This is a genomic window from Nocardia sp. NPDC059229 (genome assembly GCF_042754165.1).
Classification (GTDB): domain Bacteria; phylum Actinomycetota; class Actinomycetes; order Mycobacteriales; family Mycobacteriaceae; genus Nocardia.
Window position 1 is genome coordinate 1 of sequence record NZ_JBHZAK010000008.1, and the last position, 17,094, is coordinate 17,094.

At 69.0% G+C, this 17,094-nt stretch carries 13 protein-coding genes and 1 pseudogene; 7 read left to right on the forward strand and 7 right to left on the reverse strand.

Features of this window, described 5'->3' with window-relative positions; all coding sequences use genetic code 11:
- The 3 genes and pseudogenes from ACFXHE_RS19295 to ACFXHE_RS19305 all read left to right on the forward strand — a co-directional run.
- Nucleotides 1-842 (forward strand): annotated as a pseudogene (locus ACFXHE_RS19295) (DNA-directed RNA polymerase subunit beta); the annotation flags it as partial.
- A gap of 100 nt (nt 843-942) precedes the next feature.
- The gene (locus tag ACFXHE_RS19300; RefSeq protein WP_379384781.1) at nt 943-1,857 is read left to right on the forward strand and encodes an ADP-ribosylglycohydrolase family protein; all 915 of its coding nucleotides are present in this window, start codon (nt 943-945) and stop codon (nt 1,855-1,857) included.
- A gap of 280 nt (nt 1,858-2,137) precedes the next feature.
- Nucleotides 2,138-2,395, forward strand: a complete 258-nt coding sequence (locus ACFXHE_RS19305) for a hypothetical protein (RefSeq protein WP_379384783.1) — start codon at nt 2,138-2,140, stop codon at nt 2,393-2,395.
- Nucleotides 2,396-2,460: 65 nt separating this feature from the next.
- Here ACFXHE_RS19305 and ACFXHE_RS19310 read toward each other — a convergent pair whose 3' ends face one another.
- The 3 genes from ACFXHE_RS19310 to ACFXHE_RS19320 all read right to left on the reverse strand — a co-directional run bounded on the left by ACFXHE_RS19310 (nt 2,461) and on the right by ACFXHE_RS19320 (nt 6,003).
- Entirely contained in the window at nt 2,461-3,057 is a 597-nt protein-coding gene (locus ACFXHE_RS19310) for an alpha/beta fold hydrolase (protein WP_379384785.1), read from the reverse strand.
- A gap of 200 nt (nt 3,058-3,257) precedes the next feature.
- Nucleotides 3,258-3,641, reverse strand: coding sequence for a response regulator transcription factor (locus ACFXHE_RS19315; protein ID WP_379385371.1), 384 nt, complete (start codon nt 3,639-3,641; stop codon nt 3,258-3,260).
- Nucleotides 3,604-6,003, reverse strand: a complete 2,400-nt coding sequence (locus ACFXHE_RS19320; RefSeq protein ID WP_379384787.1) for an AAA family ATPase — start codon at nt 6,001-6,003, stop codon at nt 3,604-3,606. The genes ACFXHE_RS19315 and ACFXHE_RS19320 overlap by 38 nt, the downstream gene beginning before the upstream one ends.
- A gap of 542 nt (nt 6,004-6,545) precedes the next feature.
- On the opposite strand from ACFXHE_RS19320, the gene ACFXHE_RS19325 reads away from it, so the two are divergent.
- Nucleotides 6,546-8,615, forward strand: coding sequence for an SDR family oxidoreductase (locus tag ACFXHE_RS19325; RefSeq protein WP_379384789.1), 2,070 nt, complete (start codon nt 6,546-6,548; stop codon nt 8,613-8,615).
- Between the two features lie 209 nt (nt 8,616-8,824).
- On the opposite strand, the gene ACFXHE_RS19330 is transcribed toward ACFXHE_RS19325, so the two are convergent.
- Nucleotides 8,825-9,475, reverse strand: coding sequence for a cutinase family protein (locus ACFXHE_RS19330; protein WP_379384791.1), 651 nt, complete (start codon nt 9,473-9,475; stop codon nt 8,825-8,827).
- Nucleotides 9,476-9,743: 268 nt separating this feature from the next.
- Between ACFXHE_RS19330 and ACFXHE_RS19335 the strand changes: the two genes are divergently transcribed.
- Entirely contained in the window at nt 9,744-11,144 is a 1,401-nt protein-coding gene (locus tag ACFXHE_RS19335) for a wax ester/triacylglycerol synthase family O-acyltransferase (protein WP_379384793.1), read from the forward strand.
- Nucleotides 11,145-11,160: 16 nt separating this feature from the next.
- Here ACFXHE_RS19335 and ACFXHE_RS19340 read toward each other — a convergent pair whose 3' ends face one another.
- Both ACFXHE_RS19340 and ACFXHE_RS19345 read right to left on the reverse strand, forming a co-directional pair.
- Nucleotides 11,161-12,084: an alpha/beta fold hydrolase gene (locus tag ACFXHE_RS19340; RefSeq protein ID WP_379384795.1), complete on the reverse strand. Its 924-nt coding sequence runs from the start codon at nt 12,082-12,084 to the stop codon at nt 11,161-11,163.
- A gap of 84 nt (nt 12,085-12,168) precedes the next feature.
- Complete coding sequence (locus tag ACFXHE_RS19345; protein WP_379384797.1) at nt 12,169-13,014, reverse strand: expansin EXLX1 family cellulose-binding protein; 846 nt, start codon at nt 13,012-13,014, stop codon at nt 12,169-12,171.
- 281 nt (nt 13,015-13,295) lie between these two features.
- Here ACFXHE_RS19345 and ACFXHE_RS19350 point away from each other — a divergent pair, with 281 nt between their 5' ends.
- Entirely contained in the window at nt 13,296-14,153 is an 858-nt protein-coding gene (locus tag ACFXHE_RS19350) for a cyclopropane mycolic acid synthase family methyltransferase (protein ID WP_379385373.1), read from the forward strand.
- Here ACFXHE_RS19350 and ACFXHE_RS19355 read toward each other — a convergent pair.
- Nucleotides 14,137-15,150 carry a zinc-binding alcohol dehydrogenase family protein gene (locus tag ACFXHE_RS19355; RefSeq protein WP_379385375.1) on the reverse strand — a complete coding sequence of 338 codons (1,014 nt, stop codon included), beginning with the start codon at nt 15,148-15,150 and terminating at the stop codon, nt 14,137-14,139. The two genes, ACFXHE_RS19350 and ACFXHE_RS19355, sit on opposite strands and share 17 nt — an antisense overlap.
- A gap of 264 nt (nt 15,151-15,414) precedes the next feature.
- Between ACFXHE_RS19355 and ACFXHE_RS19360 the strand changes: the two genes are divergently transcribed.
- Nucleotides 15,415-17,001: a glycosyltransferase family 39 protein gene (locus tag ACFXHE_RS19360; protein ID WP_379384799.1), complete on the forward strand. Its 1,587-nt coding sequence runs from the start codon at nt 15,415-15,417 to the stop codon at nt 16,999-17,001.
- The last annotated feature ends 93 nt before the right edge of the window (nt 17,002-17,094 follow it).

Here is a 17,094-nt window from a genome sequence, read left to right on the forward strand (position 1 = left end):
TCCCGCAGGAGGACATGCCGTTCCTGCCCGACGGCACGCCGGTCGACATCATCCTGAACACCCACGGTGTGCCGCGTCGTATGAACATCGGCCAGATCCTCGAAACCCACCTCGGGTGGATCGGCAAGGCGGGCTGGAACATTCGGCTCACCGACGGCATCCGCCCCGACTGGGCGCAGCGTCTGCCCGCGGAACTGCTGTCCGCACAACCGGATACCAACCTCGCCACCCCGGTCTTCGACGGCGCCCGCACCGAGGAGCTGACCGGTCTGCTCGGCTCGACTCTGCCCAACCGCGACGGCGAGGTCATGGTCGGCGAGGACGGCAAGGCCACCCTCTTCGACGGCCGCACCGGCGAGCCGTTCCCCTACCCCATCGCCGTCGGCTACATGTACATCCTCAAACTCCACCACCTGGTCGACGACAAGATCCACGCGCGTTCGACCGGTCCGTACTCGATGATCACGCAGCAGCCGCTCGGAGGTAAGGCGCAGTTCGGTGGTCAGCGCTTCGGTGAAATGGAATGTTGGGCCATGCAGGCGTACGGCGCGGCCTACACCCTGCAGGAACTCCTCACCATCAAGTCGGACGACGTTGTCGGCCGCGTGAAGGTGTACGAGGCGATCGTCAAGGGCGAGAACATCCCCGAACCGGGCGTCCCCGAATCCTTCAAGGTCCTGCTCAAAGAACTCCAATCCCTCTGCCTCAATGTCGAAGTCCTCTCCGCCGGCTCCGCCATCGAACTCCAGCAACCCGACGACGACTTCGACCGTGCGGCCACCAATCTCGGAATCACCCTCACCCACAACGAATCCGCCACCATCGCCGACCTGACCAGCTGATCCGCCCTGCCGTGTGCCGCGTCCCGGCTCCCCGGGACGCGGCACACGCGCTGCTTCCAGCATTGCGACGGCTCAACGCGGTTGGCAGGATGTCCGCCGTATGTCTTTTCATTCGAATAGTGCCCGGGACAGTCTCGAAGGGCTGTCCGTCGGGGATGCGTTGGGGGCGCAGTTCTTCGTGCCCGGGCGTTCGGTGCCCGAATTGATCGCCGGTCGGCCACCGGCCCCGCCGTGGGAATGGACCGATGACACCGAGATGGCCTGCACGGTTTTCGATGAGATCCGGGCGCGGGGCCGAATCGACCGCGATGCGCTGGCGGCGGCGTTCGCCGATCGGTGTGAGCCCTATCGGGGATACAGCGGCGGTACCGTCGCTCTGCTGCACCAGATTCGCGATGGCCGGCCGTGGGCCGAGGCGGCGGGTGCGCTGTTCGACGGGCGCGGGTCCTGGGGCAATGGCGCGGCGATGCGGGTTGCCCCGCTCGGGGCGGCGTTCCCCGGGGAACTGGACCGGGTGGCGGCGCAGGCCGCGTCCTCGGCCGAGGTGACGCATCGGCACCCGGAGGCGATCATCGGCGCGATGGCCGTTGCCGTCGCGGCGAGCCACGCGGCGGCCACGCGCGGAACACACTGTGCGCCACACGAATTGCTCGACGCTGTCGAGCCGTATCTGGTCGACGGCCGTACCGCCGACGGCGTGCGCCGGGCGCGCAAGCTGCTGGGCCGATCGGTTGCCGAGGCGGCGTACGACCTCGGCAACGGCGCACAGGTCACCGCCCACGACACGGTGCCGTTCACACTCTGGACCGCCGCGACCTTCCTCCGGGACTACCCGGCCGCGATCACCGCGTGTGTCGAGGCAGGCGGCGACGCCGACACCACGGCCGCCATCGTCGGCGGAATCGTGGCCGCCCACACCGGCATCGGCACCGACGGCGACCTGCGCGGAGTGCCCCGCGAATGGCTGTCGGCGCGGGAACCCCTGCCCTCCTGGGTGACGACACCCGCACGGTAGTCGTCGAGAGGCACGGATCACACGGACCGGGGCCGCGAGCATTCGTCGATCCGGAAGTCGTCGGCGGCCGCGCGGTGTGACCGGGCTCATGCCGGCGCGGGGGCGAGTTCCCGGTCGCGGCAAGTGTGATGCTTGTCGGATTCCCTCGGCGGTAGACCGATCGTCATACTTGATCGTGGTTTCGTGGCGAGTCGTTGCTCGCCGTATCGATCAGATGCTGGGGACCGCCCAGGGGTGCGGTTCGAAGAGTTCCCGGCAGTTCTGGAGATCAGGAGGGTTGATGGATAGCCGTCGAGTGGCAATCGGGATTGTTGTCACCGGTCTCGCGTTGAGTGCTCCCATTGTGGCGGTGGGCGCGGGCTCGGCCGGGGCGGCACCGGTGACGGAGGGATGCCACAGCGGTACCCGGGTTCCCACCGAGGACCCGCACGAGTACGACTCGTGCATCGCGGGTGAGTGGGGCAATGTGCGGCGGTGTCCGCCGTTCACGATCGTCGATCAGACCGTGGACGGCGACGTCCGCTGCGTGGACGAGTGACGTTCGCGCCTGCGGCACACGGGTTCCGGGGATCGGCCTCGGGCGCCGTGCACACCTGACGGGCGCTAGCCGGCGGGGACCGCGCGGGGCGCGGCAAGGCATTCCTCGACGAGTCGGACCGCCTCGGGCAATTCGATGTGGTCTTCCGGGTAGGCCCCCAGATGTCCGCCGTCGGGGAGGACGGTGGCGACCGCGCCGAGCTCGCGAATCAGAACGCCCACGTGTTCGAGTGGGTCGGGCGCGTTGACCGGGTCGTCGATGGCCTGGAGCACCCGGAACTGCTTGGCGGCGGCGCGGATTCGCGTCCAGTCGAAGTCACCCGCGAAGAAGCCGGCGAGCAGGTCGTAGCCGACCTCGTGGACCGACGCCGAGACCAGGACGACACCGGCGAAGACCCCCGCGGCCGGATCGTGCGCCTCGAGCACGCGCAGCACATTGACCGCGCCGATGCTGTGGCCGACCAGCACGGTGTCCTCGGGCCGGCTCGCGGCGGCGGCCGCCGCCAAGGCCTCGCGCCACGGATCACGCTGCGGCGCATCCGTATTCGGCAGGTTGGGGATGACGACCTGATGCCCCCGGCCGGTCAGCTCGGCGCGGAAGGGGGGAAACCAGACGCTGTCCGCGCGGGCTTGCAGTCCGTGCGAGACCACGATGGTGCTCACTGCTCGATAGTCCTCTCGTTGTCGTTCCGACCATCGAGCCTGCACGACGACACTGGCATTCGACTGGCAAGGCCCCCGCCGCCGGTGTCGGGCCAGTAAGGCGGCGTCGGCGTCGGACAGGTCGCCGGCGAGGGAGGCGTGGAAGCCGGGTGGAAGCCGGGCGAGGGAGGCGTGTAAGCCGGGCGAGCGCCGGGAATCCGTCAGATGACGTACGTATGGCGTTGCAGGGCATCACGCAGCGCACCGCGGCGGGTGATCCCGAGTTTGTGGAAGACGCGCTGGAGGTGGGTGGAGACCGTTCTGGACGACAGGAACAGCTGCTCGCCGACCTGCTTGTTGGTCAGCCCGGCGGCGGCGAGTTCGGCAACGGCCAGCTCGCGCGCGGTCAGCGGATTCGGCCCGCCCGCAGTGGAATTCGCGCGGGCGGCGCTGAGCTCGGTGCGGGTGCGCTGCGACCATGGTTCGGCACCGAGTTCGGCGAAAATCCTTGCGGCCGTGTCGAGATGCGTCTTGGCCGCGACGGTGGCGCGATCGCGGCGGAGCTGCTCACCATAGAGCAGTTCGATGCGCGCACGATCGAACACCCACCGCTCGGCGCCGGGCGTGGCCAGCGCCTGTTCGAACAGCGCGCTGCCGTCCTCGGGATGCGCGACCGCCAGCGCGGCGGTGGTGATCATCGCCAGTCGTGGCGAAAGCTCGCCCAGCCCGGCCGCTTTCGCCGCCCGCATGCGCCCGCGCCTCGTCCGCGCGTCCGATGCGGGCCGCGGCTTCGGTCAGGTCGAGCACCAGCCACAGAGCGTGGGGTGTGTGCGGCAGGAAGGCGCCGGGCGGGTTGATCGAGGCGGCGTGCCGGTAGGCATCGGTGAAGGCCGAGGTGGCGAGGGCGTGCATGCAGCGGATGTGGGAGGCGTAGTGGGCCAGCGCCAGCAGGTTGCGCGGAGCCGCCCACATGAGCAGTTGCTCGCTGAGCTGTTCGAGGGTCGCGACCTCCCCGCGGGCGGCCGCGACCAGGCCGCGCAGGAACTTCCCGGGCCCGGCGGTGGTCAGATAGCCGAGCTGGGCACACAGCCGCAGCCCCTCCGCGGTGACCTCGATCAGGTGATCCCAAGCGCCACTGAAGAAGTCGTCGTTCCCGAGCAGGAACAACGCGTCGATGGCCCGCGCCACCGCGCCACCGTCGCGGCCGTCGTCGATCACCCGCTGCAGCGGTTCCCGGACCCGTCCGGCCCGATCCAGATACGCGCCGGCGGTCGCGACGCGCACGATGTGCACCGGATCGGCGCAGAACCGCAGCTGGTCCAGAGCCGCATCGAGATCCGCCAGGGCCTTGGCCCCGGCGTGCGCGGGATCGACGAACGGCCCGGCGAGCAGTGACAGGGCATCGGACGGGTCCGGCAGCACGCGGTCGAGCGCGGCCCGGATCTCGGGCCACAGCTCCTGGCGGCCGCTGTAGAAGCCGATGTACAGCAGGGTGTGCAGGGCCTCCACCACGGTGTCCGGGTCGGCGGGTGCGTCGTCTGCGGTACGTAGCGCGGCCAGCAGCAGCCGGCTCGCGGTCGCGACATCACCCTCGCTGTTGAGCAGTTGGAAGGCCGCGGCGAGCGCCACCTCCAGCGAATGACCGCCGGTCGCGGATTCGCGGGCGCCACGCAGCAGGCGGCCGGTGTCGGAGAGGTCGCCGGTGACGAGGGAGCCCAGGTAGGCCGCCCGCGCGGTCCGGCGGGCCCGGTCGCCCGCGGCCGGGCTGAGTTCCGCCGCGCGCAGCATGGTCGCGGTGGCCCGCGCACTGTCGCCGTCGTGCAACATGCGCTGGGCGACCGCCTCGAGCAGGCCCGCCACATCCTCGTCGGGGCCGGTCGCGGCCTGGCCGAGGTGCCAGGCCGCGCGCTGCGGCGAGTCCGCGGAGGCGTCGGCGAGGGTGCGGTGCACGGCCCGGCGTTCGCCGCTCGTCGACAGCTCCACCACGGCCGACCGAATCAGCGGATGCCGGAATTCGAGGCGGCCGGTCCGCGGATTCGCCCGCACGATTCCCGCCCGCTCGGCCGCCGCCAGATCCCCCGCACCCCGCGGGAGCGCGACGCCGTCGGCGAGGCTCATACCCTGGTCCGCGCCCCCGAGCACGACGACCAGCAGCGAGCGCCGGGTCTCCGGCGGCAAGGCCTCGATCCGGGCGGTGAACACGCGCTGCAGGCGCCGGGTCAACGGCAGCACCTCCGGCAAACACCCTGTGGCACTGTGGGTTTCGAGGGCGATGGGCAACTCCAGCAGTGCCAGCGGATTGCCTCGGGCATCGGTGCGCAGCCGGCGCCGCACCGGGGTCGGGAGGGCTGGAAACTCCGATTCCAGCAGTTCCTCGGCGCTGTGATCGTCCAGCGGCGCGACCTCCCGGATCCGAAACCCGCTGCGCGTGAACGCATCACCGGCATCGGAGCGCACCGCCGCCAGCAGCCGGATATCGGTGTCTCCCACGCGGCGCAGGGCGTAGATCAGCACCATACTGCTGGCCAGGTCCAGCCATTGCACGTCGTCGATCACCAGCAGCACCGGACCGCCCGCGGCTCCGGCCCAGACCCGCAGCAGCGCAAGGGTTGCCGAGCCGGCGAGCAGGGTCGTGGGCAGGCTCCCCGGCTCCAGCCCCATGATCACGCGCATGGCATCCCGGTGCGATGCCTCGAGCCGATCGACGTATCCGGCCATCGGTTGCAGTAGCTGGTTCAAGGCGCCGAACCGCATGCCCGCCTCGAATTCCAGGGCGGCCGCACGCAGCACCCGGGTCCCGTTCCAGGCCGCGATCCCGGCGGCCGCGTCCAACAACGCGGTCTTGCCGACCCCGGCTTCACCGCTGAGCACCAGCACGGTGTCATCGCCCGGAACGCCGGTGACGAACGCGGAGAGAACCTCGATATCGACCGCCCGCCCGACCAGCATCCGCCACCACTCTCCCACCGCACCACACCGTCCCGATCATTCTGACTACGCGGCATTCCAGGCCCCGCGCATTTCGGGGAATACCCGCCGAATCCGCCCACTCAGTGGGCGCAGGTGCGAGCCGGGTGCGGCCCGCGAATTGCACGGCGGGCTGGGCGGCGATGGTTCGGCGGGTGAGGCGGCAGAGGCGGGCAATTCCGACCGCCGTAACCGGGCGCTGACCGGGCAAACCCCCAGAAATCCAACAAGTGAGCGCACGCTCAGGACATTTGACCAGTTGCCTGCGAATTGCCAAGGGGGCCGATAAGTTACATCAAACCCTTTGTTACACACATCAACTCGAATAGCCCCGAGGTGACCATCCCCACAGCACCGAAACGGCGATTCCGGTTGAACGCCCAACCTGGAATCCGTAAAGTTACTCACTAGTTAGGCACGAAGGTGTTCCTACCTCGGCCCAACATTCTGCTAGGGGGCCAATCGCATACCGTCCGCATCCACCGACGCATGTCGGACGAACACCGTTGGATACCAACAGGTTCGTATTTAAGGAGGGGACGATGGTTTCCTACATCGTCACGGGCGGTACCGGATTCCTGGGCCGGCGCGTTGTCGCCGCGCTGCTGGAGCGCGACCCGGAGGCCGTGGTCCACGCACTGACGCGTGAGGCCTCGGTGGCCAAACTGCGCGAGCTGGCGGCGGGCTGGGGCGCCGAGGATCGGGTGTTCCCACTGGTCGGAGACCTGGCCGCGCCGGGACTGGGCCTGCCGGAGGGCGCCGACAGCCGCTTCTCGGAGGCCCCGCGGGCCGATCACATCATCCACCTCGGCGCGGTCTACGACATGACCGCCGACGCCGAGGTCACCTACGCGGCCAATGTGCAGGGCACCCGGTCGGTCATCGATCTGGCCCTGGAACTGGGCGCGGTGCTGCACCACGTCTCGTCGGTCGCGGTCGCGGGCGATCACAAGGGCAAGTTCTTCGAGGACGACTTCGACCTCGGCCAGGGCCTGCACTCCCCCTATCACCGCACCAAGTTCGAAGCCGAGAAGATGGTCCGCGAGGCCGCGGGCCTGCGCTGGCGGGTCTACCGCCCGGCCATCGTGGCCGGCGACTCCCGCACCGGCGAGATGGACAAGATCGACGGGCCGTACTATTTCTTCCCCGCCATCGCGGGGCTGGCGGCACTGCCCTCGGAGCTGCCCATGCCAATCCCCGACCTGGGCGCCACCAATATCGTTCCGGTGGACTACGTGGTCGACGCCATGGTCGAGCTGATCGGCAAGCCCGGGCTCATCGGCCGCACCTTCCACCTCACCAACCCGGAACCGCAGCCGTTCACCGAGATCTACAACGCGCTCGCCCGCGCCGCCGGCGCGCCGACCGCCATCGGCACCGTGCCGGGCTCGCACACCGCGCTCAACGCCCTCGGCGGGCTACCGGGCGTGCCCGCGATGCGGGACTTCCTGCTGGAGCGCTTCGGCATTCCCGCCGAGGTGGCCCCGCACACGTCCTTCGAGTCGACCTTCGTCTCCGAATCCACCCGTGCGCAGCTGCGTGGCAGCGGCATCGAGGTGCCGGCGTTCGAGGACTATGCCGCCGCCCTGTGGAAGTACTGGCGCGCCAATCTGGATCCCGATCGCGCCCGCCGCATCGCGGGCGATCGTCTCGCGGGCCGCATCGTGCTGATCACCGGCGCGTCCACCGGCATCGGCCTGGCGACCGCGCACGCGGTGGCCAAGCGGGGCGCGACCGTGCTCATGGTGGCGCGCACCGAGGAGGACCTGAACGCCGCGGCCGCCGAGGTGCGGGCGGAAAGCGGTGCGGCGCAGGCGTACATCTGCGACATCACCGACGAGAAGTCGGTGGAGCTGCTGGTCAAGCAGGTGCTGGCCGATCACGGGCACGTCGACTACGTGGTGAACAACGCGGGCCGCTCGATCCGCCGCTCGGTGCTCAACTCCACCGATCGCATGCACGATTTCGAACGGACCATGGCGGTCAACTACTTCGGCGCGGTGCGGCTCATCCTGGCGCTGCTGCCGTCCATGCGGGAGCGCCGCTTCGGGCACTTCGTGAACATCTCCTCGATCGCGGTGCAGACCAAGGTGCCGCGCTTCGCGGCGTACGTGGCCAGCAAGTCGGCGCTGGACAACTTCAGCGAGATCGCGGCGGTCGAGAACGCCGACGCCGGAATCACGTTCACCTCGGTGCGCATGCCGCTGGTGCGCACCGCCATGATCGCGCCGACCGACCTGTACAAGTCCATCCCGGTGCACAGCCCGGATCAGGCGGCCGACATCGTGGTGCGGGCGCTCGAGCACCGGCCCAGCCGGATCGACACCCCCATCGGCACCTTCGCCCAGGTCGTCGACACGGTCATGCCCTCGGTGAAGCGCGCCATCCTGCACCAGGGCTTCCGGATGTTCGGCGAGTCCAAGGCGGCACGCACGCCCGCGCCGGTCGCCCCGGTGACAGCCGAAACCGCCACGGTGGACACCGAAACCGCCACGGAGAAGCCGGAATCGCGCAGCCCGCTGCTCGCGCTGGCCCCGATCGTGCAGCCGCTCATGGGCCTGCCCGCCCCGGCCGCGCGCATCACCAACCGCATTCCGGGCCTGCACTGGTAAACAGCCCGTCCCCCAACATGGTTCGGCCCGGTGTGGAACAGCACACCGGGCCGGCCGTTGTTCGGTATCCGCGGGCCGGTGGTGGGCGAGGCCCCAAGTGCCGTGACACCTGACGCCCCCCGAACCGCGGATACCCGGACCCCGCTCCGGGGTCTCGTCAGCAAGTCCACGAGACCGCCCGGGAGCCGGGCCCTTTCCCCTCCCCGGGGTCAGATGCGGTCCGCGGCGAAGTTCGCCGCGTCCACCAGATCGCTGCCGTAGGCGACGTGCGCGTTGGCGTCGATGCCGGAACCGCAGATGGGATCGCCGCCGGTGCACCAGTCCCCGGTACGGAACTGGTACGCGCCGGGCACATTCCAGCCCAGGCCGCGCATGGGGTCACCGAACAGCAGCACCGCGGCGACGCGCTCGCCGAGGTAGCCCGGCAGCTGCACCCGGCCCGGATACCAGGACACCACGCCGGTGCCCAGTGCCGCGTGCACGACCGCCGCGCCCTGCGAGTAGCCGACCAGGACGAACTCCTGGCCCGGGCAGGCCGCGGCCGCAGCGGCCAAGTGCCCCACCAGATCCGCGCTCCCCGCGCCCACAGCGAACGAGTAGTCGGCGGGGTAGTTCACGCGATAGGAACTCGTCGAAACGGGCAACCGGTCCTGCAGCATGCCGTAGAGCGGATCGCCGATCTCGTCGCCGAGCCACCCGGGTTCGCCTGTGCCCCTTGCCACTACGACATCCACTGCGGCGCATCCCGCGTCCGCGTGGGCCCTCGATGGTGGAACGAACACGGTCGCGATCGTCAGCATGATCGCGAGCCCCCAAGCCGTACGCCACTTTCCGGGCAGCAATACCTTCCGGTCGCCCATTGTTCTCACCTCTCACGTCGTTGTGAGAAGCCCAGTGACTCTTGTCATTGACTAGAGACCGATCACCGGGCCATGTGACCCAAGGTAGGAATGGTCCAGGAGGGCGGCAACGAATTCTACTGGAGAGACACCTGATTGGTACCCAAACGTTTCATCATGAAACTTGTTATCTACGTGCTACTTTGGGGCTACGAATCGGCCACGGACGGGATCCGGACCACACCGCGAACCGCGCGCAAAATGGAACTAGTTCTCATAGTGTGTTGGTATGGAACGACTTACCGGGCTCGATGCGAGCTTCCTCTATCTCGAAACAGACACCCAACTACTGCACGTCTGCGCAATGCTGATACTCGATCCCGCCGCCGACGGGGTGAGCTACGAGCACGAGGCCTTCAAGGCCGAGCTCGGACGGCGGCTGCACCTCATCCCGGCCATGACCCGGCGGCTGCACGCGGTGCCGCTGAACCTCGATCATCCGGTCTGGGTGCGGGATTCGAACTTCGACCTGGACTACCACGTGCGCCGGCTCGCGCTGCCCGCCGGGGCCGGGGATCGGGGACTGGCCGAACTCGCCGCCGACATCGCCGGGCGCCCCCTCGACCGCGCCCGGCCGCTGTGGGAGATGTGGGTGGTCGAGGGCCTGCCGCACGGCAAGGTGGCGGTCATCTCGAAGTATCACCACGCCATCGTGGACGGCATCACCGGCACCAACATGATGATGCACCTGTGCGATGTGCAGCCGGGTGTGTCCTACACCCCGCCCGCCGAGATCGGCCCGGCCGAAACGGAACCCAATGATCTGCAGCTGGCCGGGGAGGCGCTGCTGAAGCTCCCGGGCCGGCTCGGGATGGTCGGGATGGTGCCCAAGACCGTTGGCATTCTGGGCGGTCTGGTGCAGCGGCGGCGCGGCAACGGAAGCCGCGGCATGCCCTTGCCCTTCACCGCGCCGCGCACGCCGTTCAATCGGGCAATCACCCAGCATCGCGCCATCTCCTTCGTGCAGACCGAGCTGTCGGATATCAAGGAGATAAAGACCGCCTTCGGGGTGAAGGTCAACGACGTGGTACTGGCGGTGGTCGGCGGCGCGCTGCGCAGTTACCTCGAGGTGCACGACGAACTGCCCGAAACCTCGCTCATGGCCTCGGTTCCGGTGTCCACGCACGAGACCTCACGCCACGAGGAGGGCACCAACAAGGTGTCGACCATCTTCGCGCGGCTCTACACCGAGATCGAGGATCCGGTGGCGCGGGTGCTGGCCATCGCCGAGGACAATCGCGGAGCCAAGGAGGAGCACAATCTGATCGGCGCCGACTTCCTCCAGGACTGGGCGAAGTACGCGCCGCCCAACACCTTCCAGCTGGCCGCACGGGCGTACTCGTCGCTCAAGCTGGCCGAGCACCACCCGGTGGTGCACAACCTGGTGGTGTCGAATGTGCCCGGGCCCAACTTTCCCATGTACTTCCTGGGGGTCCGGGTGGCGTCGATGTATCCGTTCGGGCCGGTGTTCCACGGCGCGGGACTCACCGCCACCGTGATCTCCAACAACGGGCACCTGGATTTCGGGTTCATCGCCTGCAAGGAACTGGTGCCGGACGTGGACGCCATCGCCGACGCCGTCCCCGAGGTGATCACCGCGCTGCTCAAGGCCGCGCGCGAAAAGGCCTGACCCGGGCCCGAATTCGCTACACCCGATCCACCACCGATTGAACGGCCTCGAGGAACACCGGGACAAAGACGTCCGCCTCGAGTGCACAGGCCGCGTGACCGGCCTTGGCGAGGAAGATCTCCGCTCCCGGAATCGCCTTCGCCATCTCCAGCTGACGGAAGACGGGCAGCGCCCGATCCCGCGTGGTGATCACCACCGCCGTCGGCACTTTCAGCGTCGGTAGCCAGTCCGACGCATCGAAACGCCCCAGCACCGCGAGCGCCTGTGCGAGCGCCCAGCCGCTGGTGGCCCGCAGTTCCGCCATTGCCCAGCGATCCATCCGGCCCACCGGCCACGAGGATTCCGGCAGCGTGGGCAGTTTGTCGCGGCGCAGTTCGGCGCGGCGGAAGGACCATTCGGAGAACAGTGTGGCGGTGGCCGACCAGCCGCGGTGGAAGGCCCGCTCGCGCCACTTCTCCTGGAAGCGGTACGTGGTGGCGGCCAGTACCAGCCCGCCCACGCGATCCGGGTGCCGGTGCGCGGTCAGCTGGGCGACCACGCCACCCATGGAATAGCCTGCGAGAATGGGGCGTTCGACGCCCACCGCATCGGCGACGGCGACGACGTCATCGGCGAGATCGTCGAGATCGAAACGCTCGGAACGGATTCCGTGACCGTGCCAGCGCTGATCGAACAGGACCACGCGGTAGCGCTCGTTGAGTTCGCGCAGGCACGGGAACCAGTTGAGCATGGCGGTGGTGGCCATGCCGTGCAGCAGCAGCACGGTCGGCGAATCCGCGGCCGGGCCCGGCAGGTCCACCACGTAGGTCGAGCCGCGGCCGGGCAGCTCCACCATCGCGCCCTGCGGCACCTCGGTCAGCCGGGAGATGCGCGGCGAGAGCCGCCGGCCACGGCGGGGCGCGGCGGCGGGCGTGGTCAGGTCCGAGCTGGGGTTCGTCATCGAAGGCCTCCCGGCGCACCGCCTCGGCGGTCGAAATGGAACACGTTCCACTTTATGATGCCATACCGGGGACGGACCTGCGGGTTACGGCTCGCAGACGTCCGGGGCGGCGACGACCGTGGTCACGACCACCGGAGCGTCCGGCGCGGGCGGGGTGGTGGGCGGGTCGGCGGGAATCTCATAGAGGTGAATTCCGGTGCGGCGCACCTGCCCCGGCTCCAGGGTGACATCCGAGACGAAGGCGGCGTGACCGTAGATATCGATCACCTCGGCCGTGAACGGGCCCGGGCCCAGACCGGAGAGGTTCCAGTAGTTGTCGTTGCCGCGCCGCAGGGGCCGGTAGTCACCGCCCGAGGCGGGGCGCAGCGCGACCTGGCGGATGGGATTTCCGGTGCCGGAGAACAGGATTCCGATCCAGCTGGGCGAGGAGCTCGGCTGCACGCGGTAGAAGAGCTCGGGCGCCGGATCGGGGTCGCGCACCTGGCTGATCCGGATCGGCGCGACACCGTCGGTGGCCTCGGCGATGACTTCGAAAGCCGAACGGCTCAAATCGTATTGGTCCGGGCCGCAACCGGGGCAGCGGTCCACGACCAGGGCGCGGACGCTGCCGAGCGGGCCGTCGATGTCGACGTAGGAGCCGCAGGGGGCGGAACCGTCGTACTGACCGGTCGGGACCCCGACGTAGTAGCCGTCCAGCGGCAGACCGGGCAGCGAGCACGCCGCCACGCCCTGATCGAAGACGTAGAACCGGGCCTCACCCGGTTCCGGGGCCGGTTCCGACTCCTCGATTTGAATCTGCTGCGGAGTAACCGAACTCAGTGCAGCAGCCGCGGGAAGCGTGATGACGGTTGTGGTGGGTGAGGCCGTACTACAGCTGAGGGACTGCGGTCTTATCCACCACGTGGCCAGTCCCACCACCACCGCTCCCACCAGAATCGTCCACAACCATGGCCTGCCAGAATGGACCTCTTCGTGCCCGGTGCGGTGCATGGCCGGTCCCCAACCCTCCGTATTGTGTTTGCTGAAGCGATGCTGCACTCCATATCAGGAAAACAGCCGACGCCGTTTCGCCGGGCTCGAATCGGAAAGTCGGCGGGAAAACGGCGGCGTGTTGTCGGTGTGTCCTGGAGTTAGAACCGCAGGCCACGGCGCTTCGTATGTCCGGGTATCCCGCATCTCCGGATGCCCGCTCGCCTCAGGAGACCGCCGCCATGGCCCAGCTCGCGCCCTTCTACCGGCAGGTGCAGTCCCACTACGACCTGTCGGACGCCTTCTACGCGCTTTTCCTCGACCCGACCATGACCTACAGCTGCGCCTACTTCGACCGCGCGGGCATGAACCTGGAGGAGGCCCAACTGGCCAAGATCGATCTGGCCCTGGGCAAGCTGGGACTCGAGCCCGGGATGACACTGCTCGACGTCGGCTGCGGGTGGGGGTCGACCATGATCCGGGCGGTGCTGACCTACGGGGTACGGGTGATCGGACTGACCCTGAGCCGCAATCAATTCGAGTCGGTCCAGACCCGGCTGCGGGAACTCGGCATCTCCGAAGCCGAAGTGCGGCTGCAGGGTTGGGAGGAATTCGAGGGCACCGCCGATCGGATCGTCAGCATCGGGGCCTTCGAACACTTCCGCAAGGAGCGGTACGCGGAATTCTTCACCCGGTGCCATCGGATGCTGCCCCCGGACGGCCGCATGCTGCTGCACACCATCATCGGCCGCACCCTGGCCGAGCTGCGGTCCGCCGAGATCCCGGTCACCCGCGAGGATGCGCTGTTCCACATCTTCGTCAAGCGGGAGATCTTCCCCGGAGGCCAACTGCCGCAACCCGATACGGTCCCGCGGGAGGCGGAGGCGGTGGGCTTCCGGACCTCGCGGATCCAGTCGCTGCGGCCGCACTACGCCAAGACCCTCGACCTGTGGGCGGCGGCGCTGGAGTCGCATCACGACGAGGCGGTCCGGATCACCTCCGAGGAGGTCTACCAGCGGTATATCCGGTACCTGACCGGGAGTGCGCACTACTTCCGGGCGGGCCACCTGGACGTCGTGCAGTTCACCCTCCAGAAGTAGGCACCAGGACCGCTGCGCCCGCGAATCGCCCGTGGGCCAGATCCCGGAGAGCCTGATCGGCGGCCTCGAGAGGGTAGGGATGGACGGTCACCTCGAGGCGATGGCCGCCCGCGAAGGCGAGGAAATCCCTGGCGTCCCGCCGGGTATTGGCGGTGACGGATCGAATCTCCCGCTCCTGGAACAAATGCCGCTGGTAGTTCAGCGGCGGAATGTCGCTGAGGTGGATTCCGGCGATCGACAGCACCCCACCGCGATCCAGCGCCGCCAGGGCGGGCAGCACCAGATCACCCACGGGCGCAAAGAGAATCGCCGAATCGAGCGGCTCGGGAGGTGGGTCGGCGGCACCCTGCGCCGAGGCCGCGCCCAGCTCCAGCGCGAGCTCACGGGCCTCCTTGTCGCGGGTCATCACATGGACTTCCGCGCCCTGCGCCAGCGCCACCTGCGCAGCCAGATGGGCGCTCCCGCCGAATCCGTAGATACCGAGACGTCCGCCCTGCGGCAGCGCCGCCCGTCGCAACGCCCGGTACCCGATGATGCCCGCACACAGTAGCGGCGCGAGCTCGGCATCGGTGTATCCGCCGGGCAGGGGTAGCGCGTAATCCGCTGGCACGGTGGCGAATTCGGCGTATCCGCCGTCGGCGTCCCAGCCGGTGTAGCGCGACTCGGGACACAGGTTCTCGTCGCCCCTTCGGCAGAACCTGCACACTCCACACGTGTGCCGCAGCCAGGCGATCCCGACCCGATCGCCCACCCGGATCTCGCCGTCCACCCCCTCCCCCACCTGCACGACCTCACCGACGACCTCGTGTCCGGGGACCACCCCGGGCCGATGCACCGCCAGATCCCCCTCGGCGACGTGCAGATCGGTCCGGCACACCCCGCATGCCAGCACCCGGACGAGCAACTCCCCGGCGGCGGGTTCGGGTACGGACATCTGTTCGAAGATCACCGGCCGCTCATCGACCGGGCCCGGCCGCTCGACCCGCCACGCTCTCATCGTCGCCATTCCCCCAGTTTCCTCCCGCCGGGCTCGCGGTCGGGAGAAACCGCCCTGATTCCAGGGCGTCGCCAGGGCCGCCATCAGAGGTTGACCCGGGGTTTCGGCGTGGACATCGTGGGCGACCGGTAGCGCCCGGGCAAGCCCCGGAAAAGAATGGGGCGACCAAACCGGCGGAAACCAGTTATTCTGCAGCCTGATCGACGCCCGGCCTCGCCGAAAATTCGGTGTTGCCGGGCGTTTTTTCGTGGTCCGGGAGGATGGATGTCAACGATCGACGCGGCGCCCGAGGTGGACGCCGCCGAAGCGGCAGCCGATCCGGTGCCGTTCGCCTGGCGCGGCGTGCTCGCCGTGTCCCTGGGCTTCGCCATCGTGCTCGGAGTACCCGCAGCGCGGGTCAATTACTTCGGCGATGAGCTGTACTTCCTGGCGGCCGGTCGGCGGCTGGCGTGGGCCTATCCGGATCAGGGGCCGCTGGCGCCGTTCGTCGCGCACCTCATGGATGTGATCGCGCCGGGTTCGGTGCTGGCGCTGCGGATTCCGGCGCTGTTGCTGATGGCGGCCGCGGCGGTGGTGGCGGCCGCTACCGCGCGAGAGCTGGGGGCGGGGGCGCGGTATCAGGTGCTCGCCGCGGCGGCCTACGCGGTCTCGCCGCTGGCGTTCAACCAGATGCAACTGATCACGCTGACCTTCGACATTCCCCTGCAGGCGGCGATCGTCTGGCTGCTGATTCGCTGGGTGCGGACCCGGCAGGACTGGCTGCTGATCGTCGCCGGCGTGGTAGCGGCGGTGGCGTTCCAGGCGAAGTGGATGATGCCGGGTGTGTGGGCGCTGCTGGGTCTGGGCGTGCTGATCGCCGGACCGCGCGAGTTGCTGCGCCGCCCGGCGCTGTACGTCGGCACGCTGATCCTCACGGTCTCGATGATTCCCGGCATCCTGTGGCAGATGGATCACGACTGGGTGGAATCCAAGATGACCGAGATCATCGCCCAGGAGCAGTACGCCGCCCACACCGGACCGCTGGTCTGCGCGGTGGAGATCGCCGTCCAGTGCGGCCTGCTCGGCGGCCTGCTGAGCATCCTGGGCCTGTGGGGCCTGGTGCGGCTGGAGTCGTTGCGGCCCTACCGTTTCGCTCTGATCGCGGGCGTGGGACTGCTGGTGATCGTCCTCGTCGAGAACGGCCGCTCGTACTACGTCGCGGGCTTCTGGCCGGCCCTGATCGGCGCGGGCGCGTTCGCGCTGAGCACGGTCGAGGCGCGGCGTCAGGTGCGCAAGGCGGTGAACGCCGTGGCGGTGCTGTCGGCCGTCCTGTTCACGGTGTGGATGTGCGCGATCCCGGTGCCGTACAGCTGGGCGTGGGCCCGGGACTTCACCGGGATCGATCGCCCGATCACCGACCAGGCCCAGTACTGGCAGCGCGAGTCGCTGACCGGCCCGGCCGGCTACGAAACCTTCACCAAGGCGGTCGCCGACGCGGTGGCCGGACTACCCGAATCCGAGCGCCGCGACACCGCGGTGGTCGCGACCGCGTACGTGCAGGCCAGCGCGCTGGAGGAATTCGGCCGCGCCTACCACATGCCGCCGGTCTACAGCCCCAACCGTGGCTTCGGCTACTTCGGCCCGCCGCCGGACTCGGCCCGCACCATCGTCTACCTCTCCGTGGACGGCGTGGGCGACAAGGAGTTCCTCGCCAAGTTCGCCTCCACCACCCGGGTCACCCGCCTCGACGACCCCAACGGCCTCCCCGGCCTGGAACGCCTGGTCACCGTCTACGTCTGCCACGACCCCCTGCAACCCTGGTCCGGGGTCTGGCCGGGCCTGATGACCCTCACCTTCCCCAGCGGAATCTGAGCTACCCGAGCCGGTGTGCGGCCGCGGCGTCACCCGCCGCGGCCGTACTCGTTTCGCTGCCGGACGGCTTGCGGCGACTGATTCCGGGGTCGC

Excerpts from the sequence above, each read along its gene's own strand:
- ACFXHE_RS19330 (WP_379384791.1), bottom strand. The coding sequence starts at position 9,475 with ATGGGCGACCGGAAGGTATTGCTGCCCGGAAAGTGGCGTACGGCTTGG.
- ACFXHE_RS19350 (WP_379385373.1), top strand. The coding sequence starts at position 13,296 with ATGGCCCAGCTCGCGCCCTTCTACCGGCAGGTGCAGTCCCACTACGAC.
- ACFXHE_RS19355 (WP_379385375.1), bottom strand. The coding sequence starts at position 15,150 with ATGAGAGCGTGGCGGGTCGAGCGGCCGGGCCCGGTCGATGAGCGGCCG.
- ACFXHE_RS19340 (WP_379384795.1), bottom strand. The coding sequence starts at position 12,084 with ATGACGAACCCCAGCTCGGACCTGACCACGCCCGCCGCCGCGCCCCGC.
- ACFXHE_RS19360 (WP_379384799.1), top strand. The coding sequence starts at position 15,415 with ATGTCAACGATCGACGCGGCGCCCGAGGTGGACGCCGCCGAAGCGGCA.
- ACFXHE_RS19305 (WP_379384783.1), top strand. The coding sequence starts at position 2,138 with ATGGATAGCCGTCGAGTGGCAATCGGGATTGTTGTCACCGGTCTCGCG.
- ACFXHE_RS19335 (WP_379384793.1), top strand. The coding sequence starts at position 9,744 with ATGGAACGACTTACCGGGCTCGATGCGAGCTTCCTCTATCTCGAAACA.
- ACFXHE_RS19300 (WP_379384781.1), top strand. The coding sequence starts at position 943 with ATGTCTTTTCATTCGAATAGTGCCCGGGACAGTCTCGAAGGGCTGTCC.
- ACFXHE_RS19325 (WP_379384789.1), top strand. The coding sequence starts at position 6,546 with ATGGTTTCCTACATCGTCACGGGCGGTACCGGATTCCTGGGCCGGCGC.